General features: G+C 67.6%; 24 protein-coding genes. 5 read left to right on the forward strand and 19 right to left on the reverse strand.

What is annotated here, in order from left to right; all coding sequences use genetic code 11:
* The first annotated feature begins 55 nt into the window (after positions 1–55).
* A complete protein-coding gene (locus tag BACI349Y_RS19350; protein ID WP_159634750.1) occupies positions 56–691 on the forward strand; it encodes a PAS and ANTAR domain-containing protein in 636 nt (211 codons plus the stop codon).
* A 21-nt stretch (positions 692–712) separates the two neighbouring features.
* Here the strand turns inward: BACI349Y_RS19350 and BACI349Y_RS19355 are convergent, their stop codons facing one another.
* Positions 713–1735 (reverse strand): sugar phosphate isomerase/epimerase family protein, encoded by a 1023-nt coding sequence (locus BACI349Y_RS19355; protein WP_159634753.1) that lies wholly within the window; start codon positions 1733–1735, stop codon positions 713–715.
* Between the two features lie 133 nt (positions 1736–1868).
* Positions 1869–2258 carry a CBU_0592 family membrane protein gene (locus tag BACI349Y_RS19360; protein ID WP_159634756.1) on the reverse strand — a complete coding sequence of 130 codons (390 nt, stop codon included), beginning with the start codon at positions 2256–2258 and terminating at the stop codon, positions 1869–1871.
* A 257-nt stretch (positions 2259–2515) separates the two neighbouring features.
* On the opposite strand from BACI349Y_RS19360, the gene BACI349Y_RS19365 reads away from it, so the two are divergent.
* The 3 genes from BACI349Y_RS19365 to BACI349Y_RS19375 all read left to right on the forward strand — a co-directional run bounded on the left by BACI349Y_RS19365 (position 2516) and on the right by BACI349Y_RS19375 (position 5862).
* Positions 2516–2965, forward strand: coding sequence for a helix-turn-helix transcriptional regulator (locus BACI349Y_RS19365; protein WP_159634759.1), 450 nt, complete (start codon positions 2516–2518; stop codon positions 2963–2965).
* Complete coding sequence (locus tag BACI349Y_RS19370; protein ID WP_159634762.1) at positions 2962–3381, forward strand: VOC family protein; 420 nt, start codon at positions 2962–2964, stop codon at positions 3379–3381. The genes BACI349Y_RS19365 and BACI349Y_RS19370 overlap by 4 nt, the downstream gene beginning before the upstream one ends.
* 111 nt (positions 3382–3492) lie before the next feature.
* Complete coding sequence (locus BACI349Y_RS19375) at positions 3493–5862, forward strand: ATP-binding cassette domain-containing protein (protein WP_201302541.1); 2370 nt, start codon at positions 3493–3495, stop codon at positions 5860–5862.
* Positions 5863–5878: 16 nt separating this feature from the next.
* On the opposite strand, the gene BACI349Y_RS19380 is transcribed toward BACI349Y_RS19375, so the two are convergent.
* Positions 5879–6853 (reverse strand): alpha/beta hydrolase, encoded by a 975-nt coding sequence (locus BACI349Y_RS19380; RefSeq protein ID WP_159634768.1) that lies wholly within the window; start codon positions 6851–6853, stop codon positions 5879–5881.
* A gap of 60 nt (positions 6854–6913) precedes the next feature.
* On the opposite strand from BACI349Y_RS19380, the gene BACI349Y_RS19385 reads away from it, so the two are divergent.
* On the forward strand, positions 6914–7486 hold the full coding sequence (locus BACI349Y_RS19385; protein ID WP_159634771.1) for an MOSC domain-containing protein: 573 nt from the start codon (positions 6914–6916) through the stop codon (positions 7484–7486).
* A gap of 153 nt (positions 7487–7639) precedes the next feature.
* Here BACI349Y_RS19385 and BACI349Y_RS19390 read toward each other — a convergent pair whose 3' ends face one another.
* The 16 genes from BACI349Y_RS19390 to BACI349Y_RS19465 form a co-directional block, all read right to left on the reverse strand.
* A complete protein-coding gene (locus tag BACI349Y_RS19390; RefSeq protein WP_159634774.1) occupies positions 7640–9169 on the reverse strand; it encodes an aldehyde dehydrogenase family protein in 1530 nt (509 codons plus the stop codon).
* Positions 9166–9945 (reverse strand): HD domain-containing protein, encoded by a 780-nt coding sequence (locus BACI349Y_RS19395; RefSeq protein WP_159634777.1) that lies wholly within the window; start codon positions 9943–9945, stop codon positions 9166–9168. The genes BACI349Y_RS19390 and BACI349Y_RS19395 overlap by 4 nt, the downstream gene beginning before the upstream one ends.
* Positions 9946–9975: 30 nt before the next feature.
* A complete protein-coding gene (locus BACI349Y_RS19400) occupies positions 9976–11277 on the reverse strand; it encodes an NAD(P)/FAD-dependent oxidoreductase (RefSeq protein WP_159634780.1) in 1302 nt (433 codons plus the stop codon).
* A 2-nt stretch (positions 11278–11279) separates the two neighbouring features.
* The gene (locus BACI349Y_RS19405; RefSeq protein WP_110542213.1) at positions 11280–11600 is read right to left on the reverse strand and encodes a 2Fe-2S iron-sulfur cluster-binding protein; all 321 of its coding nucleotides are present in this window, start codon (positions 11598–11600) and stop codon (positions 11280–11282) included.
* A gap of 49 nt (positions 11601–11649) precedes the next feature.
* Positions 11650–12393 carry an SDR family NAD(P)-dependent oxidoreductase gene (locus BACI349Y_RS19410; RefSeq protein ID WP_159634783.1) on the reverse strand — a complete coding sequence of 248 codons (744 nt, stop codon included), beginning with the start codon at positions 12391–12393 and terminating at the stop codon, positions 11650–11652.
* A gap of 37 nt (positions 12394–12430) precedes the next feature.
* Positions 12431–14299 carry a PEP-utilizing enzyme gene (locus tag BACI349Y_RS19415; RefSeq protein ID WP_159634786.1) on the reverse strand — a complete coding sequence of 623 codons (1869 nt, stop codon included), beginning with the start codon at positions 14297–14299 and terminating at the stop codon, positions 12431–12433.
* A gap of 61 nt (positions 14300–14360) precedes the next feature.
* Positions 14361–15440, reverse strand: coding sequence for a PEP/pyruvate-binding domain-containing protein (locus BACI349Y_RS19420; protein ID WP_159634789.1), 1080 nt, complete (start codon positions 15438–15440; stop codon positions 14361–14363).
* Between the two features lie 5 nt (positions 15441–15445).
* Positions 15446–16723 (reverse strand): cytochrome P450, encoded by a 1278-nt coding sequence (locus tag BACI349Y_RS19425; RefSeq protein ID WP_159634795.1) that lies wholly within the window; start codon positions 16721–16723, stop codon positions 15446–15448.
* A gap of 121 nt (positions 16724–16844) precedes the next feature.
* Positions 16845–17639 (reverse strand): IclR family transcriptional regulator, encoded by a 795-nt coding sequence (locus BACI349Y_RS19430; protein WP_159634798.1) that lies wholly within the window; start codon positions 17637–17639, stop codon positions 16845–16847.
* A 96-nt stretch (positions 17640–17735) separates the two neighbouring features.
* Positions 17736–18425 carry an HD domain-containing protein gene (locus BACI349Y_RS19435; RefSeq protein ID WP_159634801.1) on the reverse strand — a complete coding sequence of 230 codons (690 nt, stop codon included), beginning with the start codon at positions 18423–18425 and terminating at the stop codon, positions 17736–17738.
* A 196-nt stretch (positions 18426–18621) separates the two neighbouring features.
* Positions 18622–19602: a cyclase family protein gene (locus BACI349Y_RS19440; RefSeq protein WP_159634804.1), complete on the reverse strand. Its 981-nt coding sequence runs from the start codon at positions 19600–19602 to the stop codon at positions 18622–18624.
* Positions 19599–19856, reverse strand: coding sequence for a hypothetical protein (locus BACI349Y_RS19445; RefSeq protein WP_159634807.1), 258 nt, complete (start codon positions 19854–19856; stop codon positions 19599–19601). Before BACI349Y_RS19445 ends, BACI349Y_RS19440 begins: the two co-directional genes overlap by 4 nt.
* A 9-nt stretch (positions 19857–19865) precedes the next feature.
* Positions 19866–21203, reverse strand: a complete 1338-nt coding sequence (locus BACI349Y_RS19450) for a TRAP transporter large permease subunit (RefSeq protein WP_159634810.1) — start codon at positions 21201–21203, stop codon at positions 19866–19868.
* A gap of 79 nt (positions 21204–21282) precedes the next feature.
* Complete coding sequence (locus tag BACI349Y_RS19455) at positions 21283–22062, reverse strand: NAD(P)-dependent oxidoreductase (protein ID WP_159634813.1); 780 nt, start codon at positions 22060–22062, stop codon at positions 21283–21285.
* 45 nt (positions 22063–22107) lie between these two features.
* Complete coding sequence (locus BACI349Y_RS19460) at positions 22108–22734, reverse strand: methyltransferase (RefSeq protein WP_159634816.1); 627 nt, start codon at positions 22732–22734, stop codon at positions 22108–22110.
* A 26-nt stretch (positions 22735–22760) separates the two neighbouring features.
* Positions 22761–23768, reverse strand: coding sequence for a tripartite tricarboxylate transporter substrate binding protein (locus tag BACI349Y_RS19465; protein WP_159634819.1), 1008 nt, complete (start codon positions 23766–23768; stop codon positions 22761–22763).
* Positions 23769–23793: the final 25 nt, after the last annotated feature.

A 23793-nucleotide genomic window follows, 5' to 3' on the forward strand; every position in this document is an offset into this window, starting at 1 on the left:
GTTTTCAGGCCCGGGCGCAGGGGAGCCGGGCTACAGCACGTCGAACGGCCCTTTATTGAAACCAAGCAGCAGGCACCCAGATTCCGCGCAGGGTAACGTCCAGCACACGGATTTCCTCAACTGCCCCACCGGATTCGTTGAGTACTACTTCGCGGACGGGGTCTTCCGCTGGTCGGACGGGCTGTACCGCATCTACGGGTACGAACGGGGCGAGGTGGTCCCGACCATGGAGATGGTGCTTCCCCACGTCGAGCCCGAAGACCGGCCAAGGGTGCAGGCCTACTGGGACCATGTGTCCACCCAGGGCGGACCGTCATCCATGTACCTGTCCATCCGGGACCGCAAGGACCACCAGCACAAGCTGCTCTACTCCGCCGACTACATCATGGACGGAGACACCCCGATCGGAGTCTGGGGCGTGGTGGTGGACCTCACGACGTCAATCCACACGGACCGGCACCAGCTCGCCACCGAGGCGGTGGCGGCGTCGGCGCTCAACCGGGCGGTCATTGAACAGGCCAAGGGCGTCCTGATGGGCCGCACCGGTGTCACCGCCGACCAGGCCTACGAGCTCATCAGCCAGCTGAGCCAGGACACAAACCGCAAGGTCTACGCTGTTGCCCAGGACATCGTGGACCGTGCCACCGTCCGCGCCGGCGATCCGGACGCGCAAAGCCATCCCCTGCTGTAACCGCAGGGAAGAACAGGCCTTCTACGCTGAAGTGGAGGCCAGCGACTCCCGCAGTGCCGCGTCCGCGTCACGCAGGACTTTCGCAGCTACCTGAAGGCCCTCGATCCGGCCGAGTGAAACGTCCTCGTGCTCGATGTTGACCAGCATCTCCGGGTCCACTTCGTGCAGGGCGCGCAGGAACTCCGTCCAGTAGGCGGTGTCATGGCCGCGGCCCAGGGCCACGAAGTCCCAGGCGGAGTTCCGTGGCCATTCGTTGGCCCATTCGTCACCGCCCAGGTTGGTACGGTTCTCGTCCGGGGACAGCCGGCGGAAGCTGTTGTCCAGTACCCCGTACAGTTCGGCATTTTCTTTGTTGATGCGGACGTCCTTCGCGGCAGCCTGGAATACCAGGGGGCCCAGTTCGCGGACCACTGCCACCGGGTCCATCTGCTGCCAGAAGAGGTGGCTGGCGTCCAGTTCCACACCCACATGCGTGGCGCCCGTGAGCCCGATCAGCTTCCGGACGTCGGCGGTGTTGAACACCAGGTTCTGCGGGTGCAGTTCAAGGGCCACCTTGACCTCGAGCTCGCGCGCCAGCTGGTCGATCTCTTTCCAGAACTCCGCCGCAATCTCCCACTGGTAGTCCAGGACGTCCAGTGCGGCCGAGTTCCAGGCGTTGACGATCCAGTTGGGAACGGTCGCCCCGGGCTCGCCGCCGGGCAGACCGGACATGGTGACCACGCGGGTCTGGCCCAGCCGGTGCGCCAGCCTGATGGAGCGGCGGATGTCCCCGGCATGCTTCTCCCCGATCTCCGGATTGGGGTGCAACGGGTTGCCGTTGCAGTTCAGGCCCGCAATGGAAACGCCGGTCCCTTCAAATAGCGCCAGGTAGTCATCACGCGCCGCGTCACTTTCCAGGATCTGGTCAAAGGTGGGAACGTGCACCGGGGGAAGGAAGCCGCCGGTATTGATCTCGATTCCCGTCAGGCCCAGGTTGGCGATGACCGTCAGCGCCTCGGGCAGTGGACGGTCATGCAGGATCGCGTTGTAGACACCAAGCCTCATGGGGTTCTCTCCTTTGAAAGGCCACTCCTGATAATGGAGCGCTCTAACAAGGTATGAGAGACAGTTTGTCCTGTCAATAGGTCTTTTGGGCGGGAGCCCTAAGGCGCCTGCGGCGCGGACCGCCGTCGTTGGCCTAGACGGCCAGCCGCGGACCATCCGCCAGGACGGGTGCGGAACCGACGACGGGCAGGGCATCGGTGAACGCCTCAACGACGGCCAGCTGGCCGGTGGAGTCCGGAACGCCCGGGTACTGGACATGCGCGGCTTCAACCGGCTCGGCGGCCGCTTCCTCCGGACGCATGCGGACCAGCGCCACCGCAGAGATCAGGAACCAGGCAACATTGGTGACCACTGACGGCCAGGCGCCGTGCAGGGTTCCATTGATGATGAAGGCGACAGAGCCAAAGAGGTTGGCGGTCTGGAAGCCCTTGCCGGCCTTCAGCCACCCCATGGAAACAGACAGGTATGCACTGAGAATCGCAACCGCGCCTGCCCAGCTGGCAATTTCCCACAGCAGTTCCATGGCGTCCTTCCAAGGTGGTGCCTGCGCAGTATCAGGGCAGGGCTCAAGAGGTGGTTCAAGGTTGGGTTTCGCCGGATGCCGTTCCGTGGGAACCTGCATCATCCAGCTCTGCGTTGACTCGAGCCCTGTTCGGGCGAGGACCTCTTACGCTGGCCGGCGGCATAATCATATCCCGCGCGCGGACGCCCAAATTACTGCCGATACGTGATACTCCCCACGTCTGGACAAGGCCCGCGCGGCGTAGCACGATCGAAGCTGTGACCAGCAGTCCTGCACCCGATCCCTACCTCCGTGAACTCACCCAGCTGAGGCGCGTCAAAGACCGGATGGACCGCGAATATGCCCAGCCGCTGGACGTCGAATCCCTTGCCAGGGATGTCCATATGTCGGCCGGCCATTTCAGCCGCCGCTTCAAGCTGGCCTACGGCGAATCCCCGTACAGCTACCTCATGACCCGCAGGATCGAACGGGCCATGGCGCTGCTCCGCAAAGGCGACCTCACCGTCACCGAGGTGTGCTTCGCCGTCGGCTGTTCCTCGCTGGGCACCTTCAGCACCCGCTTCAGCGAACTGGTGGGCATGCCGCCGAGCGTCTACAAGCAGGAGGCAGCGGAGTCGACGGCGGGGATCCCGGCCTGCGTAGCGAAACAGGTCACCAGACCGGTCAGGAATCGAGAAGCGCCGGCCCGTGAGCCGTCACTAGCATGACTGCCATGGACATCAACATTTCTTCCACCTTCCTTCCCGCCACCGATCCGGACGCGTCCCTCGCCTTTTACCGGGACGCGCTCGGCTTCGAAATCCGCAACGACGTGGGCCGAGGCACCATGCGGTGGATCACCGTGGGCCCCGCCGGCCAGAAGGACGTCTCCATCGTCCTGCACCCGCCGGCAGTGGACCCGGGCATCACCGAGGACGAGCGCCGCACCATCACCGAGATGATGGCCAAAGGCACCTACGCCACCATCGTCCTCTCCTCCCCCGACGTGGACGCCGCGTTCGCCAAGGTGGAGGCAACCGGGGCCGACGTGGTCCAGGAACCCATCGACCAGCCGTACGGCATCCGCGACTGCGCCTTCCGCGACCCGGCCGGCAACACGGTCCGCATCAACCAGCAGCCCTAGGCATATAAACAAGCACGTATATAACGGACGACGCCGGAACGGGGCTGCCAGCGCAGCTCCGCTTGGGCGCCGCTCCAGGAAGAGGGGGACACCTTGAGCACGGAAGCAGACATGGAAACCAGGCAGGCGGCGCACGTTGCCGACAGCCACGACCTGATCCGGGTCCAAGGCGCCCGGGAGAACAACCTGAAGGACGTGAGCCTGGAGCTGCCCAAGCGCCGGCTGACCGCGTTTACGGGTGTTTCCGGCTCCGGCAAGAGCTCGCTGGTGTTCGCCACCATCGCCGCCGAGTCGCAGCGGATGATCAACGAAACCTACAGCGCCTTCGTTCAGGGGTTCATGCCCAGCCTGGCCCGGCCCGACGTGGACCGGTTGGAGGGCCTGACCACGGCGATCATCGTGGACCAGGAGCGGATGGGCGCCAACCCGCGCTCCACCGTAGGCACGGCCACCGACGCCAACGCCATGCTGCGGATCCTGTTCAGCAGGCTGGGCAAGCCCTACGTCGGCCCGCCCACGGCCTTCTCCTTCAACGTGCCCACCCGCAAGGCCAGCGGCATCATGAGCACCGAGAAAGGCGGCCGGGTGGAGAAGAACGTGGTGCGCCAGGTGACCTATCTGGGCGGCATGTGCCCGCGCTGCGAGGGCATGGGGAACGTCAGCGACATCGACCGGACCGCCCTTTATGACGAGTCGAAGTCCCTGTCCGAAGGCGCGCTGACCGTTCCCGGCTACTCCATGGATGGCTGGTACGGCCGCCTGTTCGAGGGCATGGGCCTGCCCATGGACAAACCGATCGCCACGTTCACGGCGAAGCAGCTGGACACGATGCTGTACGCCGAGCCCACCAAGATCAAGGTGGAAGGCGTCAACCTCACGTTCGAAGGGGTCATCCCCAAGATCCAGAAGTCCATGCTCTCCAAGGACGTGGAGGCCATGCAGCCGCACGTGAAGCGGTTCGTGGAGCGCGCCGTCACCTTCGCCACCTGCCCGGACTGCGGCGGGACACGCCTGACCCCGGAAGTGCTGGGGTCGAAAATCAACGGCAAGAACATCGCCGAGCTGTGCACCATGCAGATCAGCGACCTGGCACAGTGGATCCGCGGGCTGGACGAGCCCTCCGTGCGGCCGCTGCTCGCCGGGCTGCGCGACCTGCTGGATTCGTTCGCCGAGATCGGCCTCGGCTACCTCTCCCTGGACCGCCCGGCGGGCACCCTCTCCGGAGGTGAGGCGCAGCGGACCAAGATGATCCGCCACCTGGGCTCCTCCCTCACGGATGTCACCTATGTTTTCGATGAACCCAGCATCGGCCTGCACCCGCATGACATCGAGCGGATGAACACGCTCCTGCTGCAGCTGCGGGACAAAGGCAACACCGTCCTGGTGGTAGAGCACAAACCGGAGATGATCGCCATCGCCGACCACGTCGTCGACCTCGGCCCCAAGGCAGGGACCGCCGGCGGCGAGATTGTCTACGAAGGCGATGTGGACGGGCTGCGTTCCAGCGGCACCATCACCGGCCGGCACCTGGACGACCGCGCCCGCCTGAAGGACTCCTTCCGGAAGGCCGCCGGCGCACTCGAGGTCCGCGGCGCCTCAACGAACAACCTGCAGGACGTCGACGTCGATGTGCCGCTCGGTGTGCTCTGCGTGGTGACGGGCGTGGCCGGGTCCGGCAAGAGCTCCCTGATCCACGGCTCGCTGGCAAAGCGCGAAGGGGTGGTCGTCATCGACCAGGGTGCCATCAAAGGGTCCCGGCGGAGCAATCCGGCCACCTACACGGGCCTGCTGGAGCCCATCCGGAAGGCGTTCGCCAAGGCCAACGGCGTGAAGCCGGCGCTCTTCAGCTCCAACTCCGAGGGCGCCTGCCCCACCTGCAACGGGGCCGGCGTCATCTTTACCGAGCTGGGCGTCATGGCCACCGTGGAGTCCACCTGCGAGGACTGCGAGGGACGCCGCTTCCAGCCCGCCGTCCTCGAATACACCCTGGGCGGCCAGAACATTGCGGATGTCCTGGACATGTCGGTGGATGCGGCACTGGCGTATTTTGCCGAGGGCGAGGCCAAAACGCCCGCCGCGCACAAGGTCCTGGAACGCCTGGCGGACGTGGGCCTGGGCTACATTTCCCTGGGCCAGCCGCTGACCACGCTGTCCGGCGGCGAGCGCCAGCGGCTCAAGCTGGCCACCCAGATGGCGGAGTCCGGGGACGTCTACATCCTGGATGAGCCCACGGTGGGGCTGCACCTGGCGGACGTCGAACAGCTGCTGGGGCTGCTGGACCGGCTGGTTGATTCCGGAAAATCCGTGATCGTCATTGAGCACCACCAGGCGGTGATGGCGCACGGTGACTGGATCATCGACATCGGTCCGGGAGCAGGGCACGACGGCGGCAGGATCGTCTTCGAGGGCACCCCGGCTGACCTGGTGGCCGGCCGGGCCACGCTCACCGGCCAGCATCTGGCGGCGTACGTCGGGGCCTGAAGCCGCTGGACCGTGCTTAGCGTCCGCCCGGCAGCTGGCCCAGGAAGCTGACGGTGGCGGTGCCAATCTGCTGCTGGGCGGTGCTCCGGCTGGTGCCGGGCTTGCCGTCGCCGGGTTGATCACCGTAGTCGCCGAAGAACGCGTGCACTCCGCCCTGGACGGCGGCGAACTCAGTATCCGGGGGCAGGAGTTCCCGGGAGGCCTGGATCTTGTCCGGCGTGCTGAGCCCGTCCTTGGTCCCGGAGACGGACAGGACGGAAAGGCCGGTCCGTCCCCGCAGCGATTCCACCGGGTAGGAGGCGTACAGCACCAGGCCGGTGATGTCGGTGTTCGCCAGGGCGAATGACGATGCGGACACCCCGCCCAGGGAGTGGCCGCCCACCGTCCACGTGGTGATGTCCGGGTTGTCCTCGATGGCGCTGCGGGCCTGGTTGCCGTCCAGCAGGCTGAGCCCGAGCGGTTCCTTCAGGATGACCACCCGGTACCCGGCACCGACCACGGGAGCCAGGACGTCCTGGTAGGCCCGGGCGTCCACGCGCGCGCCCGGGTAGAAGACCAGCCCCCTGGGGGTCCTGGCTCCCTCGGGTGACATGGTGATGGCGGTGCTGGTTTCGCTGACGGTGAGGTCCGACGCCGGCCCGGCCTCCGCCGTCGGCCCCGGCTGGTAGGCGAAGGGGTTGAGCCAGGCGAGCCCGGCGGCAACCGCCAGGACGGCCAGCCTGCCGGCCCACGCGCCGATGGCGCGCACACGCGCGCGGGGCCGCGGGACATCGCGGCGGCGCCAGAGCAGGACTGCCCAGCCGGCACCAGTGGCAGCTGCGGCCAGCAGGATGCCCGGCAGCAGCGGATGGCCGCCCAGGACGGCGGGGTTGCCTGCCAGCATCCACAGGGCGACCCCCATCAGCGCGGCAGCGCAAGCCACTGATGCCCAGAACAGGGCCGAACGTTTCCTGGGCGGCGCGCTGGCCTGGCCGGCAGGTGAGGTCTTCATGGTTCCTGATCCTTCCATCCGGCGGCAGGATTTCAATGCCGGCTGGCCTACGCTGGCCGTATGCCCGAAATGTTCCGGTACGACGTCGAGATCCTGCACCTGCTGGTCTCCCCCGCGCACGCGTACTTTGGCCGCGCCCGTGACGGCGCCGCCGATGTCCCTACCGCTGATGCTCCGCATGCTGAGGTGGTGGCCGGCAAGGGCATCGTGGGCGACCGCTTCTTCGGGAAGGCCGCGCACATGGATGCTGCGGTGACCCTGTTCGCCGTCGAATCCCTTGAGGCCATCGCCGCCGAACTGCGCGCGGCGCCACTGGATCCGCTGCTGACCCGCCGGAACGTGATCCTGCGCGGAGCCCAGCTGCCGCCGCTGCTGGCACAGGACTTCGTGCTGGAATCCGGCGGCTCCGCGGTGACCCTGCACGGCGGCCGGCACGCCCAGCCCTGCGCGTGGATGAATGAAATGCTCGCCCCCGGCGCCCACCCGGCCATGCGCGGCCGCGGCGGCATCCGCTGCCGCGCCGTCTCCAGCGGCTTCCTGCACCGGGGTCCTGCCGTGCTGGTCAGCCCGGTGCCGCTGGACCCTGCCAAGGCAGGCGAGGCCAGCGTCCTGCGGCCGTCGCGGCTGCCCTAGCAGGCCCTGCCCTGCAAGACGCGCTGGCAAGACGGACGACGGCGTCACGCACGGCACGCTTTCGGCCCACTTTGGGCGGGGAAGCCCCGGAAACCCGGGCCTCCGCCGTCGTGCGCTGCCTGAAAGCCTGCCTCGCGTGACGCCTGCCGCGGCCTACCTTTTCCGGTGGATCGACTTGTAGCTCAGGTAGGCGTTGAGGCCCTCGATCCCGTACTCGGTGCCCAGCCCGGAGTCGTGCCGGCCGCCGAACGGGGCGGAGTGGTTGGAGGCGAAGAAGTTCAGTCCCACCGATCCCGTGTCCATGCGGTCCGCCACGGCGAGCGCGGCGTCCTCGTCCCGGCCGAACACCAGGCCGCCCAGGCCGAATTCGGTGTTGTTCGCCAGTGCCACTGCCTCCTCGACGCTGCCGCCGGCGTCGTTGTATTTGAGGATGGTAATCACCGGACCGAAGATCTCCTCGCGGGCTATCCGCATGTCCGGGGTGACGTCGGCGAACACCGTGGGCTCAATGAAGTAGCCGTCCTCCAGCCCTCCGGCCAGCGACGCAGCGCGTCCTCCGGTGGTGGCGCGGGCGCCTTCAGCCAGCCCGGACTCGACGTATTCCATGACCGTCCGGTACTGCGCCTCGGTGGCGCAGGGGCCAAACACCGTGTCCGGATCCAGGGGGTCGCCCTGCTTCCCGGCGGCGATGGTGGCCGTGACCATGTCCACCACCTCGTCGTACCGGCTGGCCGGGGCCAGGATGCGGGTGGAGATGTAGCAGGTCTGCCCGGTGTTCCGCATGGAGGACTTGATCAGCACCCGGGACATGGCGTCCAGGTCCGCGTCCGGCAGCACGATGGCGCTGGACTTGCCACCCAGCTCCAGGGTTACCGGACGCAGCAGCTCACCGCAGGCGGCGGCGATTTTCCGGCCCACCGGCGTCGAGCCCGTGAATGCCACCTTCGCCACCCCGGGGTGCTTGACCAGGACGTCGCCCAGCCGGCCGGAGCCGGTGACCAGGTTGACGACGCCGGCGGGGACGCCTGCTGCGGCGATGGCGTCGATAATCACCCGGATGGACAGCGGGGTAGGCGATGCCGGTTTGATCACCACGGTGCAGCCGGCCAGCAGCGCCGGTGCCAGCTTGATCATTACCAGGTTGATGGGGAAGTTCCACGGGGCGATCAGGGCGCAGACGCCCAGGGGATCGCGACGCACCACGGATTCGCCGCCGCCGCGGGGGAAGGGACGGATGTCCTCCTGTTCCAGATATCCGGCCAGGGTGGCGAAGTAGCGCAGGATCCCGGCGGCGTTGGCGGCGGCGCCTGCGGATTCGGCCACCGGGGATCCGTTCTCCCGCGAGTTGATCAGGGAGAGGTCCTCGGCGCGCTTCTCCACTTCATCGGCGATCCGGAGCAGGTAGGCGGCCCGCTCGGACGGCGCCAGCCGGGGCCATTCGCCGTCAAAAGCCTTCTGGGCGGAGCCGACGGCGGCGTCCACGTCCTCCGGCGTGCCGTCCGGCACCGAGCCCCAGACTTTGCCGGTGGTGGGGTCGGTGACCGGGTTCCGGCCGGTGCCCCGGGACCGCTGCCAGGCGCCGTCGACGTAGATGGTGTCCACGTGGGTGTGCGGCAGGGCCAGGCCGGACCGCGTGGCCAGGGCCGGTGCGCCGGCCGGTGCGTCATGCGTGGCGGAGGTCATCGGATCACCGCCGTCTTCAGCAGCGCGTTGGACCGGGCAAGGTCCGCGGTGGCCATCTCGAGGGCGGCCCCGGTGATGAGCTCGGGGATGATTTCGGCGGCCAGCCGGTCCGTGTAGGTGGCGGGATCCATCCCGAACCAGGAGGAGGCGAGGGCGATGCCGGCGTGGTCGAACCGCCACAGCCTGTCGGCGTCACGCATCAGCGCGTCCTCGAGGGAGCGGGCCACGGGCCGGGTGTCGTGGCCGTCAATGATTGCGCAGACCTGCTCCACGAACCCGGGGGCATAGCCCAGGCCGGGAAGGACCCGGCGGGCCACGTCGCAGCCCTGCTTTTCGTGCTCATAGCGGATGGTTGCCTTGCGCCAGTCCCCCGTGAACCCTTCCGAGAGGATCCGGGATTCATCCACGTGGGCCCAGCCGGTGTCATGCAGCAGCGTGGCCACCCGCACCAGGTCTGCATCCGCGTCCGGGTAGGCGCGGCACAGCCGTTCGGCGAACGCAAGGGAGATGGGCAGGTGGATGTCGTTGCCGCGGGTCCGGGTCTCGTGGACCACGGCCTTCCAGAGCGCGTCGAGCGAGTCCAGGGCCGCGGGGGTGCCGGCAATGGGGGTGGTGTCCACGGGTCCTGCGGCGGGGATGGGGCGGACGCTGTATTCGGCGGCGAAGGCATCGGCCAGGGCGTCGCCCGTGTCCGGTGCGGTGCCGGGGGCACCGGGGGCGCTGCCGGCGGCAATGCCGGGCTCCGCCGGGGCAAACGGCGTCTTGGGGGTGCTCATAATGCTCCTTCGGGTTGGCTGGCCTGGCGGCTAGCTGTCCGTGGTGATGGTCTTGAGTTGGGTGCCGGGGTCCGCGGCGGCCTCGGCCGGAATGTTGAGGCCCTTGGCGAGTGCGTTCTTGACGGCCATGAAGTCCAGCGGCGCGTTGACGCAGTCCGCGGCGATGATGCGGCCCTGGCGGTAGTAGAGGACGCTGAATTTTCCGCGTTCCCGGTCGTTCCGGACTACGGTCCGGTCGTAGCCGTTGCACAGGCCGGCGATCTGCAGCTTGAGGTCCGCCTGGTTGGACCAGAACCACGGGATGCCGGCGTACTCCTCGCGGCGCCCGGTCAGCGAATACGCGGCCACCTTGGCGTGCTCGATGGCGTTGTTGACACTTTCCAGCCGGATCCGTTCCCCGGGCTCGGAGCCGGGAACGGGGTTGGGCATGTTGGCGACGTCCCCCACGGCCACCGTGGTGCCGTCGGACGCCAGCGCGAACCGGTCCACCACCACGCCGTTGTCCACGGTCAGGCCCAGCTGTTCCGCCAGCTGGGTGTTGGGGATGACGCCGATGCCGACCAGGACGATCTGTGCCGGCACTACCGTCCCGTCCTGGAGTTCGACGGCGGCAACCCGGGTGCCGCCGTCGTCAGCGGTGAAGCGCGCCGCACTGGTGTTGAGGCGGATATCCAGGCCGCGTGACCGGTGGGCCTGCAGGAAGTACTCGGCGGTCTCCTCCCCCACGGCCCTGCCCACCAGCCGCGGCCCGAACTCGAGCACGGTGACATTTTTCCCCATCTTCTGCAGGCTGGACGCGGCCTCGAGGCCGATGAACCCGCCGCCGATCACCACCACATCCGTGGCGTCGCCCACTTTTGCCTTCAGGGCCAGGGCGTCGTCGGCGTTGCGGAGGTAAAGCACCCCGTCCAGGCCGCTGCCCTCGATCTCCAGTTTCCGGGCGCGGGCGCCCACGGTCAGGGCCAGCCGCTTGAACGGAAACTCCCGGCCCGAGGACGCATGCGCCACTCCGGAGCCGTCCGCTTCCTTGTCGATCCGGACGATGTATTCGCCTTTGACCAGGTCCACGTTGTGCTCGGCCCAGTAGTCGTTGGACCGGAAGATGAGGGATTCGCTTTCCACGGTGCCCTGCAGGAACTCCTTGGACAGCGCCGGCCGCTGGTAGGGCCGGTGGTCCTCGTCTCCCAGCAGGGTGATGTGTTCGTCGAAGCCGAGCGCCCGGAGCGATACGGCCAGCTGCACGCCGGACTGGCTGGCGCCGATGATCAGGAGCCCGGTCCTGGTGGGGACCGTGGCCGTTCCGGCTTCCTGCTCCACTGCCTGCGTTCCCATGGCTACACCTGGGTTTCGGGGGTGGTGACGAACAGTTCGAGCTCCTCCGTCAGGCGGAGCTGGCAGGACAGCCGGGAGTTGTCCTCACGGTCCACGGCGGTGCCGTAGAGCATCTCGTCCTCCATATCCTCCATGGCGGGCAGCTGCGAGGCGCAGTCCTCGCGGACGAAGACGTGGCAGGTGGCGCAGGACAGCGAGCCGCCGCATTCGGCCACGATGCCGGGGACGCCGTTGCGCACCGCGGTTTCCATGACCGAATCGCCTGCATTGCCTTCGACGTCCCGGACGGTGCCTTCTGCGTCGGTGAAGTGAACCGTTGGCATTGTGGTCCTCCTTGGTTGAAGTTGGTTGGGTGGTGGCGGGGGTGGCCGGTCAGATGAACTGCCGGCCGCCGTCCACCACCATGGTCTGGCCGGTGTAATAGGAGCTGTCGGGCCCGGCGAGGAACAGGGCGGCGCCCACGATGTCCTCGGGCTGGCTGGCGCGTTTGATGGCCCCGCGGTCCACCCCGTAGTTCTCGGCGTTCTCCATGAGTCCGTAGCTGGCTTCCGTGAGCGTGAAGCCCGGGGCGATGGCGTTCACCGTGATCCCCCGCCGGCCCAGTTCCTTGGCCATGACCCGGGTGAGTGCCACCACCCCGCCCTTGGAGGCGACGTAGTGCGCCCATTGCTCGGAGCCGCTGAAGATCGTGGCGCTGGAGAGGTTGATGACGCGCCCGCCCTCGGCCAGGTAGGGGCTCGCGGCTCGGGTCACCAGCCAGGGCCCCTTAAGGTTGACGTTCATCACCAGGTCCCACTCGGCCGGATCGATGTCCTCGAAGCGGCTGCGGGTCACCCCCGCGTAGACCGCCGCATTGTTGAGGACGACGTCGATGCGCCCGTTTCCGAACTCCGCGCAGCTCGCGGCGAGCTGCTCCGTGGAGTCCAGGTCGGTCACGTCGGCGGCGAAGGCAGCGGCGCGGGCACCGGCTTCCCGGACCAGCTTGGCGGTCTGCTCAGCACCTTCAAGGTTGATGTCGGCCACCGCCACCCGGTAGCCGCGGCCGGCGAAGCCAAGCGCGAACGCCCTTCCCAGCCCGCCGGCGGCTCCCGTGATGAGGACCGTTCTATCATTCATGCCCTCAGTGGAATATTCTCCTGAGGGCATGTCCAGATCAGACATGGCTATGGCTGTGGGCGCCGGGTCCGGCAACCACAAGGTCGTCCTCGGCGTCCAGGATCTGGACCGTGCCCTTGGTGCCGTCCACACGCAGCCGCTGGCCGGTCTTGATGGTGGTGGACCCGGAGCCCGTTCCGGTAACCGCGGGCAGGCCGTACTCCCGGCACACGATCGCGGCGTGGCTCATCATGCCGCCGATGTCCGTGACCGTGGCGCTGATCTTGCCGAAGATGGGGCCCCAGGACGGCGCCGTCACGGTGGCCACCAGGATTTCGCCCTGCTGCACCTCGGAGAGCTGGTCGGCGTCGGTGACCACGCGGGCCAGGCCTTCCACCACGCCGGGCGAGGCAGCCATGCCGCGCAGTCCGCCGCCTTCCACTTCTTCACCGGCTCCCAGCCACTGCTGGACCTGTTCGGTGGTGATGCCCCAGAGCATCCGGGTGAAGGGTTCGGTGATGGACGCCGGCGGGGTGTTCAGTGCAGGCGCGGGGCGGGCGGTCTTGAGGGCGTCCACGATGCCGCGGCGGCGTTCGATTTCCTCGGGCCAGTAGTCGGGGCCGATGGGCTTGGCACCCACGCCCCAGCCGGTGACGAGGTCGAAGAGGGCGTCGCGAACCTCGTTGCGGCCCAGGTAGAGCAGGTCGTCCGGCTGGGTCCAGAAACCCTCGGCATGCATCATGCGGGAGAGTTCGCGGATCTTGCGCCAGAAGACGCCCATGGTCCAGTGCTCGATGTAGAAGTTGTGGTTCTCCACGTAGGGGTAGGCGGTGGCTGCGAGGCCGCGCTTGGCGTCGAAGACGGCCTGGTTGTCGCCTTCGAGGAGGTCCCGGTATTCCTCGATGATGCGGTCGCGTTCGGCGATGAGCGCCTCAACGGGGCGCATGATCTCCTGGCCCTCGTCCACGCGCCGGATGTAGTCGGCGATGTAGCCCAGCGGGATTTCCTGGTTCACGTTCCAGTACTTGTCGTGGCCGTAGAAGCCGTTGCCCACGGTGAAGTTGAACCACGGGTCCTTGGCACCTTCATACTGGGCCAGCCAGCGGTCCCCGCCCGGTGCGGCGGCGACGGCACCCAAAGTAGCCTCGACGTCGTCCGTGTTTCCGAAGTGGGGCTGCAGGCCCAGCTCGACGGCGAGCTTGGCGAGCTGCTTGAGCTCGTCATCGGGCCGGAACAGTTCCATGTCCACGCCCTGGACCATGCTGGCGATCGACTGGTCCGGGATGTTGGGGAAGACCTGCTTGCAGAAGTTGAAGAAGTCCAGGTAGGCGATGTAGCCCAGGTTGAGGAACTCGAAGTGGTACTGCCAGTTCTGGTAGGCCAGCTGGATGAGCCGGTCGTAGCTTTCCAGAAGCTTCTCGGAACCGTCCTTGCCCTTGCCGGAGGTGATGTCCTCGAGCGGGACCATGTCCGGCAGCTTGGCGAAAGAGATGGCTTCCATCTCGGCGATGGTGCCCTTGACCTTGACGTGCCAGTCCTTGAGCAGCTGCTCCCAGTTCTGGAAGTAGTGGCCGACGCGCTGCTCGAACAGCGGCACGCGGGCGGCGATCTGGTCCTCCGGGACGGGAATGGGGGACATGTAGAGGTAGCCCAGGTGGATGCGGAACTCGATGCCGTTGGCGTTGGGGATCATGAGGTGCCTGGCGTTGTACTGGCCCAGGCACTTGACCGCGAATTCGCCGCCGATGGTCTCGAAGGGCTTGAACACAGTGGGCCAGTGCTGGCTGTCGCAGAACCAGAACTTGGCGTCCTCCTGCTCCTTGAGCTTGTCCTGGAACACCAGGTAGTAGGGGTAGATCTTTTCCCAGCCTTCGGCCCCGGCGGGAACCGGCAGTTCGGAGGGCTTGGGGAACGACTTCATGGACATGGCGGTCCTTTCAGGAGGGCTCGGCGGTGAGCCTTGGTGGGGGTGAAGCCTCGGACGGGGGTCAGGCAGTCGGCTTGAGCGCGGGGGTGCTCAAGCCGCTGAAGTAGCCGCCGGTGACGACCGGCTGGGGCGCGGTCACCGCGGCAGGCTTCGAGGAGTGGACCGTTTCCGGCCGGGACTGCAGGAGGAGCAGGTTTTCGCCGTCGGGGAGGTCCGCGTCGAGGGCCCACTCAATGTCCTGCGGGCACTTGTAGTGCTTCTCGGCCCGCTTGGCCATCTGGGCGACGGCGGTGAGCTCGGCGTCGGTGAGGCTGCGGCGGCCCCGGCGTTCGTCGTCGACCTCGCGTTCCACCAGGCCCTTGGCGCCGGCGTCCGGGACCAGCTCGGCGTGCTTGTCGCCCAGGTGTTCGGTGACGACGGCGAGGGTCACCTTGTCCAGCACGATGTTGTCCGGGGTGACCTGGCCGGAGACCACCATCTCGCCCACGCCGTAGGAGGAATCGATGGTGATCTTGGACCGGTCGCCGTTGGTGGGGTCCATGGTGATGGCCACGCCGGAAACCTTGGAATTGACCATCTTCTGCACCACCACGGCCATGGACAGGCCTTCGTTGGGGATGCTGTTCTTGAGCCGGTAGATGATGGCGCGGGAGGTGTAGAGCGAAGCCCAGCACTGGCGGATGTGGTCGGTGACTGCCTTGACGCCGTCCAGCCAGAGGTAGGTGTCCTGCTGCCCGGCGAAGGAGGCGTCCGGCAGGTCCTCGGCGGTGGCGCTGGAGCGCACTGCCACGGGGACGGGGGCGTCGAAGCGTCCCATCAGGGATTCGTAGGCGGCGATGGTCATGCTGCGCAGTTCTTCAGGGACGGGGCGGGAGCAGATGTCCTCGCGGATGGACGCGGACACCTGGTCCACCTGCCGGGTGTCCTCAGGGTCCAGCCCGGCCAGCAGTTCGTGGATCTTTGCCGTGATGCCGGCTTCGTCCATGAAGGCATCGAACTGCGCGGTGGTGACGACGAAGCCGGGCGGAACGGGCATGCCGGCGGAGGTCATGGTGACCAGGGACGCTCCCTTGCCGCCGAGGTTTTCAAGCTTCGGCTCGATGCCGCCGTCGAAGAACTGGACGTAATCGTTGCTGTGCATGGTGCTTAGGCCTTCCAGGTGACAGGAACGGTCTCGGGAACACGGAAGGAGAGGTTTTCGCGGAAGGCGATGTCCCCGGGGGCGTCGAGCTGCAGCCCGGGGGCGAGCCGGGCCACCTCCTCGAGCGCGATTTTCGCCTGCAGCTTGGCGAGCATGTTGCCCAGGCAGTAGTGGATGCCGAACCCGAAGGAGAGGTGCTCGCGGGCGTTCGGCCGGGTGATGTCGAAGTCCTCGCCGTCGGTGAACTTGGTTTCGTCGCGGTTGGCGGATCCCATCAGGAGCAGCAGCTGCGAGCCCTTTTCGATCGGCACGCCGCCCACCTCGGTGTCCTTGAGGGCCTTGCGGCGCCACCCGACGATGGAGCCGGCGTAGCGGAGGACCTCGTCGATGGCGGCGGGGATCTTCTTGGGATCCGCCACCAGCTGCTGCCACTGCTCCGGACGGGCCAGGAGCTCGCGCAGGGCGTTGGAGATGAGGGTGGTGGTGGTCTCGTGCCCGGCGAAGAGCAGGCTGTAGAGGACCGAGGCGATCTCGTGGTCCGAGATTTCGGCGCCGTCCTGCTGGGCCTTGACCAAGTCTGCGGTGAGGTTGTCGCCGCCCTGTTCGTGGGCCAGGCGGACCAGTCGCAGGCATTCCTGCCAGTACTCCACCAGGTTGTGGGCGTGCGGGATCTGCTGTTCGTCGCTGAGGTCGCCCCAGGTCATGGCCGCGCGGGAGTCGGACCAGCGCTTGAACGTGTCCACCTGGGAAACGTCCGCCCCGATCAGGGTGAGGATGGTGATGGTGGGAACGTCGTAGGCCAGGTCCTTGACCAGATCCCCGCGGCGCTCTCCGCGGGACAGCATCTTTTCGAGCAGGTCCACCACGTTCTGCCGGATGAACGGTTCCAGCGCCTTGTAGCGGCGGGGCGTGAAGGCTTTCTGCACTACGGCGCGGATGCGGGTGTGCTCCGGCGGACGGCGCGCGGACAGGCCGGAGTAGGCGGTGAAGCCGCCCTCTTCCATGATCTTTTTCGCAGCGGGTCCGCGTTCCCGGACCGGGGCCTGGGCGTTTTCGCTGGAGAACGTTTCCCAGTCCTCGAAGACGGCTTTGATGTCGTCGTACCGGGAGACGACGTACAGGCCTGTGCGCTCATCGAACATCACGGGCTGCTCGGCCCGGAGCTCTGCGTAGGCGGTGAAGGGATCCTTCATCTGGAAGGGTTCGTAGCCGTGGTGCCCGGCGGGGGCTTCGGCGCCGTACCCGAAAGGACAACGGCCAGCCGTTTCTGTCGACGATGACATGTTGACTCCTGGTGACTTGGCTCCGCCCGGCGCCTCGGGGCGGCGGGGGTTTCTTAGTGACCAGTGTGGTCCACATCACCGGGCGGGGACAGCGCCGGCTTCCACTGGACGGAAGCGAACGTCAGAAGCGCGGGGCTTTGTGGACGCCGATCAATGTCTCCAGGGGGATCCGCGCGGTGGCCTTTTCGATTTGGGCTGAGATGCCCTTGAGGACGGGAAGGTACCTGGTCATGGTGGATGCCTGGGCGGTGGGCAGCACCAGGCCGATCGCGGCGCCGATCCGGCCGGTATGGAACACCGGGACAGCAATGGAGCACGAGCCAAGCCGCACTTCCTCGAGGGTGGTGGCGTAGCCCTGCGCGTGGATGTCCGCCAGCTCGGCGGTGAATTTCTGCGGATCGATGTGGGTGTGGGCGGTGGCGCGTTCCAGGTCCCGGTGAAGGTAGGCGTCGCGCACCCAGTCGTCTTCGAACGCCAGGATGACTTTCCCGACGGCGGTGGCGTGCATGGGAAGGCGGCCGCCCACCCGGGATGCGCGGGGCACACGCTTGGAGCCGTAGACCCGGTCGATGTAGAGGACCTCATTGCCGGCACGGATGGCCAGGTGTGCGGTCTCGCCGGTCAGTGAGAACAGGTCCTGGATGTAGGGGTGGGCGGCATCGCGCAGCTGGCGGCCGGTGTTCTGCGCCAGCTCCCACAGCCGGATGCCCAGCTGGTAGCGGCCGTTCGGTTCCCGCGACAGGAATCCCCAGTCGGTCAGTTCGTTCACCAGGCGGTGCGCGGTGCTGAGGGGGAGCCCGGATTTGTCCGCGATATCGGTCAGGCTCAGGGCGCCCCGGGACGTCTCGAAGGCTTCCAGGATGGACAGCACTTTGGACGTCACTGTCCGTCCGGGGTCGCGGCTGCCGCCGGCCATGGGGCCTCCTCGCTCCTGGCGCTGGGCCCAGGGTGCCGGCAGCGTCCGGAAAGAGTCTAAGCGCGGGAACGCCTCCGGGCCGCGCCGGTTTCCAGGTCAGCCAAGCAGGCGTTGCCGCTGCGGCCAGAGGGTGACCGATTCCAGTGCCGACAGTGACCGCGCCACGGCCTGCGCCTCCGCGGTGAACAGATGGCCGTGCACGCGCTGGGAGCACAGCCGCAGGGCCTGCCCGCGGTCCAGCCCGAACCAGTCCATGACGGTGTCGAGGCCGTGCGGGCTGAGGCGCCAGGTCTTGTCCGCGTCCTTGACGATCGCGTCCTCGATGGAGAGGGCCTCCCGCCGGGAATCGTGGCCGTCGATGATGTCCAGGATGGCGGGGATCCTGGTGTGGTCGTAACGGCACTCGGCGAGGATGTCCGCGGCCAGGCGCGCCCCCTCCTTTTCGTGCAGCAGCACCAGGTCTGGCCTGCCGCCGCCCGGTGCAATGGCGGCGAGGACGTCACCGGGCGCGACCTGTGACCAGCCGGTGTCGTGCAGCAGGATGGCTGGAAGCACCACCGCGGCGTCCGCTTCCGGGTGGGCGTCCAGCAGGGCGCGGGCCAGGCCGAAGGCATAGAGGGTGTGGGCGTCGTTGTCCCGGACCTGAAGGTACGGTGCGGCGAGGTCCCAGATCCCTGCCAGCACCGGGTCCAGCCCGATGACCCCGGCCGGGCGCGGCTCGATCCCGGAGGCAACAGCGGCGGCGTCGAGGCCTGAGTGGTTGGCGGCGGGCTGCAGCTTCGTCATTCCTACAGCCTGCCTGGCAACGGGCCCGCGGGCAACGGGCGGCTTCTGCCCAGTGGAACCGGACGGTGGGCGGACGACGGCGTCACGCATGGCACGCTTTCGGCCCACCTGGGACAGGGAAGCCCCGGAAACCCGGGATCCCGCCGTCGTGCGCTGCCTGAAAGCCTGCCCGGCGTGACGCGGGCGTGCCTTCAGCTCACATGATGGCGGTGGCGTTGGCCGGGGAGCCGGTGCCCCCGGTGATGTTCAGCGGCTTGATGCTGATGAACGCGTCCCACCTGCCCGTGCTGCGCATGTGCCGAGCCAGCGGGCCGAGCCGCCAGAGCTCACCCAGGGGCATGCCGAGCTTGGCCAGGAGCTGCTGGTGCATCATGCCGTGGTCGTTGACCGCGGACTCCCGGTAGGGGCTTCCCGGGACCGCGGGGAGGCATTCGAAGGCAAAGTTGTCGGCGGCGATCACGGCAAACTGACTGTCCCACGCCCACGCCACGAACTCCTGCGACTGCGCCACGCCTGTTGCCTTCCGGCTCTCACGGAGCCGTTGTTTCGCCTCCGGGTCCAGGGCGAGGAACCATTCGCACCACCCGGTGTGGAGCATGAGAGTGTCGCCGGGACGGGTGGCCAGGGACTGGGACTCCATGGCCGCGTGGATCAGGTCGAAGCCCAGCGGTTCCCCGGCTGCGTGGTCGATGGGCTGGCCCATGCCGTTCCGGAAGCCGTCGAGGTCCACCAGGACGCCCCGGCCGGCGATGGGGTGTTCGGCCCATTCCTGGACCCCCAGGTCCGGGGTGCCTTCGGTGACCCGGTGGTCCGGGACGCCGTTGTAGAACCCCACGTCATCGGCCCGGCGGTGCCGGAGCCCGTCAATCTGCGTCGACCCCTGGAGGTAATAGCCGTCAAGGTAGTCATCGCGGTGGGCGGGATGGGAGGAGTAGATGGTGTGCCGGGGTGCTCCGCGCTTGAGCGACATCCCCGGATCAAAGGCGTCGGCGGGATAGTCCAGGCCGAACACGGTGCCGGTCCGGATGCTGTTCCTGGCTTCCAGGACGGCCGCGGGGGTGATGAAGGACGGTGTACCCCTGTCGGGCTCCGGAAAGAGGCCCCAGGATGTTCCCGCCAGGTCGCCCTCCCTCGCCAGGAGTTCCGCGTAAGTGGGAAACGTTCCGTGGGCAGTCATCGGGTGGTGGCTTCCTGTTTCTGCCCGGCCTCTTTCCCGGGCCGCCTGTAGCTGAGCAGGAAGCCGGCCACCGCGCACACCGATGCGGCAATGCAGAGGGGCGGTTTGATGACGTTGTTGAAGAACTCGAGCCAGCCGTTTTGCCCGGCCACGAGGCCCGCGGCCTGCCCGGCAACGAACAGGACGCCGCCGATGAGGAGGGCTCCTAGGGTGAAGGTGAAGACGGTTCCGGTGATCCTGCGGGTTGTGTTCATGGTGGTTCCTTAGATCGGCAGGACGCCGAGGATGATCAGCACGCCGATGACCAGCAGGGGCAGCGCATAGTGGGTGAGCAGGCGGGCGAAAGTCTTGATGGGGTTGACGTCCGCAATGCCGCAGGCAACATAGAGCGGTGCCCCGCCGGGTGGGACCGCCGCCTCGCAGGAGGAAAACACCAGGACAGCCACGGCAGCGGTGGTGGCCGGCACACCGGCCGCAACGAGGGCTGCGACGCCGACCGTACCGACGGCGGCCATGGTGGCCGTGGCGGACAGCGGGGCCGCGACCGCGATGACGATCAGCCCGATCAGGATGGCGAGCAGCCAGAGGGGAAGGTTCATGCCGTTCAGCAGGGCGGTCATCTGCTTGGGAAGGCCCGTGGCGGCGAGGGCATTGGCTCCGGCGAAGGCGAAGAGAACTGTAACGCCCACGATGCCGAACCGCGGGGCCGAACCGTGCAGCAGGTTTCCCCAGTCGCGGCCGGTGCGGGGCAGTTTCTTCCGGCCCAGCAGGGCACCCGTCATGAGGAGGACCACCGGGATCCACACGATCACGCTGACGGACTTGCTGACATCCCCACCGGTCCAGTCGGAGAGCGCCGAGGTCAGGAAGCCTGAGGTGATGACCAAGGGAATGGCGACGACGACGAACAGCAGGAGCGTGGCCCACCCCTGGCGGAACGCAGCCCGTAAAGGCAGGCGGTGGGCGGCGTCGAGCGGCGCCATCCCGCTCTTCCTGATGAGCAGCCAGGTGACGATGAGCCGGTGCAGGAAACACCACAGGCCGCCGAACAGCAGGGGAAGGACCAGGGCGTTGATGTCCAGCAGAGGCCCCACCGTGGCGGAACCGACCAGGACGAACATGGAGGCACTGAACGGAAAGGTGATGCCCATGCCGGCGTTCCCGGCCACGAGGGTTGCGGCAGCAGGCTTGTCGAGCCTGGACTTTTCCATCCAGGGAATGGTCACCGAGCCCACCGTCGCGGCGATGGCCGCCTGGTTGTGGACCACTCCGCCCAGGCCTGCCGAGGCCACGGTGGAGACCCACGCCGGACCGCCCTTCACCCCGCCGATCAGCGAGTTCAGCAGGTCGATCAACCGGTCCAGCACGCCGCCCTTATCCAACAGGTAGCCCATGAAGACGAATGCCATGGTGGCGTAGACAATCTCGTCGGTCGCTGCCGAGTAGAACGCTGACCAACCCACCTGTGCCGCGGCGGCCCCGGTAAACGGCAGGACCACCAGGAAGCCCCGGATCATGGCCTCCCCCACGCTGCGCTTGATTGCAGTCGTCCAAAGCAGGATCACGGCAAGGTAGGCGCCCAGTGCCCAGATGCCGATCATGCTGCTGCTCCTAACGGCGGAATGCCGGTTGCTGTTGAAATCACGTATTTCCCGTTCCTGATTGTGCCCTGCTGCGCGGTCAGCGCAAGGCCGGTTCCGCGTTCTGGGCCATCCGGGCGAGGGCTGCGGCGGAGGCGGTGGTCATCTCGGCCGGGACACCGAGGTCCGAGAGGTAGCTGGCGGTGTCCTGCATTTCCTTGGAGCGGCGGACGGCGTGCTTGGCGCTTCCGGTGAGGAACCTGTCGATGACAGCCTGGCCGTCCCCTGCCAGTTGGTTCGCGATCTGGCCGCGGATCCAGTCCTCCAGGCCGGCTGCCTTGCCGGCCGTGACCGCTTCCACCACCACGGACGCCAGGCCCTTCATGAGGACGCTGCGCAGCAGTTTGTGGGCCATCGCAGCCCCAGGCTCGCCGTCGGCGATTTCCACCTGCACGCCGAGGGGACGCAGCAGGCCGGCAACAGCCTGGGCGCCGGGGCCGCTCACCATCAGCGGCGTCTTTTCCCCCAGCGCGGAGACGGGGCCAAGGATGGCGACGTCGGCAAAGCCGGCCTTGCTGGGCAGCTGTCCGAGTTCCTGCATGACGCCCGGGGAGGAGGATGTGAAGTCGGCGTAGACGCTGCCGTCACCCAGGACCGGCAGGCATTCCTGCGCCACCTTACGGGCAGCTGCCGCACCGGTCATCACCAGGACGATGTCTGCCCCGGCACACGCTTCGGCCGCCGTGGCCATCCGAGTGACGCCTTCCGGGGTGGTGGGGGCCACGGGGTCGAACCCGGTGACCTGGTGGCCCGCAGCTGCGAGCGCTGCGGCATAGGTGGCTCCGGCTTCGCCGAGGCCAATGACGGTGCAAGCTGTCATGGTTTTGCTCTGTTCCTTCTGGTGACGTTCTGGTGGTGGTGCGGTTCAGTTGCGGGCGGCGACGATGGCCTGGCGGCGGCCGGTTTCATCCGCGAACACCGCTTCGGCGGCTTCGGCGACGGCGGCGGCCTGCTCCCGGGGGACAACCACCACGCCGTCGGAGTCACCGACAATGACATCGCCGGGCAGGACGGGGACGCCGCCGAAGGCTACGGCGGTTCCCAGCCTGAACGGGCCGTCCTTGTAGGGGCCGGCGGGCGAAGTAGCCCGGGCGAAGACGGGCATGCCGATCTCACCCAGCGCCTCGGCGTCGCGCGCTGCTCCGTCCAGCGCGAAGCCCGCGACGCCGAGGTTGATGGCGCGCTCCCCGATCAGTTCACCCAGGAGGGCGCGGGATTCATCGGCGCCGCCGGCGACCACAATGACGTCTCCCGGACGGGCCAGCTGCAGGGCGGCATGGATTCCCTTGTTGTCGCCGGGACGGGTCCACACGGTGAACGCCGGTCCGGCGAGCTTCGCACCGGGCCACACGGCCTGGATGGCGGAGTCCGCGACGCCGAGCCGGTCCATGGCGTCACCGATATTGGCGGCGGGCAGCTTGGCGAGCCGGTCCACGGTTCCCTGGTCGGGGCGGGCAAAGTCGGCGCTGGTATCAAGGGCTGGAGTTGTCATGGTCGGTTCCTTTAGGGGTGGAGGGGTCAGTCTTTTTTCTGGACCAGCGGGAGGACCTTCTTGAAGTCGTCTTCCTGGCCTGCCCAGAACTTCTGGTAGTCGGTGCCGTTGAGGTAGCTGGTCTGCAGGCCCAGGTCCTTCATCTTCTGCACCACGGCCGGGTCCTCGATGGCCTTCTCGATGGCGGCTTCGAGCTTCTTGGCCACGTCAGCCGGGAGCCCGGCGGGCGCGGAGTATCCGCGGGCGGTGCCGGCGGTCAGGTCGTAGCCGGATTCCTTGAACGTGGGGATCTCCGGCAGCGAGGGGGCGCGGTCCCCGGACATGACGCCCAGCACCCGTGCCTTGCCCTGCTTGCTGAGGTCGTTCACGTCGCTGACGTTGGCCACCAGGACGTCCACGTGCTTGCCCAGGAATGCGGTGGTGGCCTGGGAGGCGCCCTCGGAGAAGTGGACCGGCGCGAACTCCGAGCCGGTGCTTTCCTGGATCTGGGCCAGGGCGAAGTGTTCGCCGGTCTGGATCCCGGTGGTGCTGGCGGTGAGTGACTTCGGCTTGGCCTTGACCGCTTCCAGCAGCTCTTTCAGGGTCTGGTACGGGCTGTCCGGCTGGACGGCGATGACGGTGGGGTCGATGACCTGCCGGCCCAGCGGCTGGAAGCTGTCCCTGGTGTACTTCGCGCCGCGGGCCGGGTCCAGGGGTGAGACCACCACCGAGGGGGATCCGGTGGCGCCGATGGTGTAGCCGTCCGGCTTGGCGCCGGTCAGGGCCGTGTAACCGATCTGGCCGCCGGCACCGGGCTTGTTGATGACCTCGACGTTGGTGCCGAGCTCCTTTTCGAGGACCGGCTGGATGAGCCTGGCGGCGGTGTCCACGGCGCCGCCCGACGAGAAGGCGACAATCAGGTCGATTGACTTGCCCTTCTTGGGGAAGTCGCCGGCGGCTGCGGCGGAGTTGCCGGCTCCGGCGTTGGCGCCGCAGCCGGTGAGGGCGAGCAGGGACGCAGCTGCGACGGCAGCAATGATCTTCTTGCGTGACATGGTTCTTCTCCTTTGAAGTGGTGCG

This window comes from Arthrobacter sp. 8AJ (assembly GCF_902506025.1).
GTDB lineage: Bacteria > Actinomycetota > Actinomycetes > Actinomycetales > Micrococcaceae > Arthrobacter.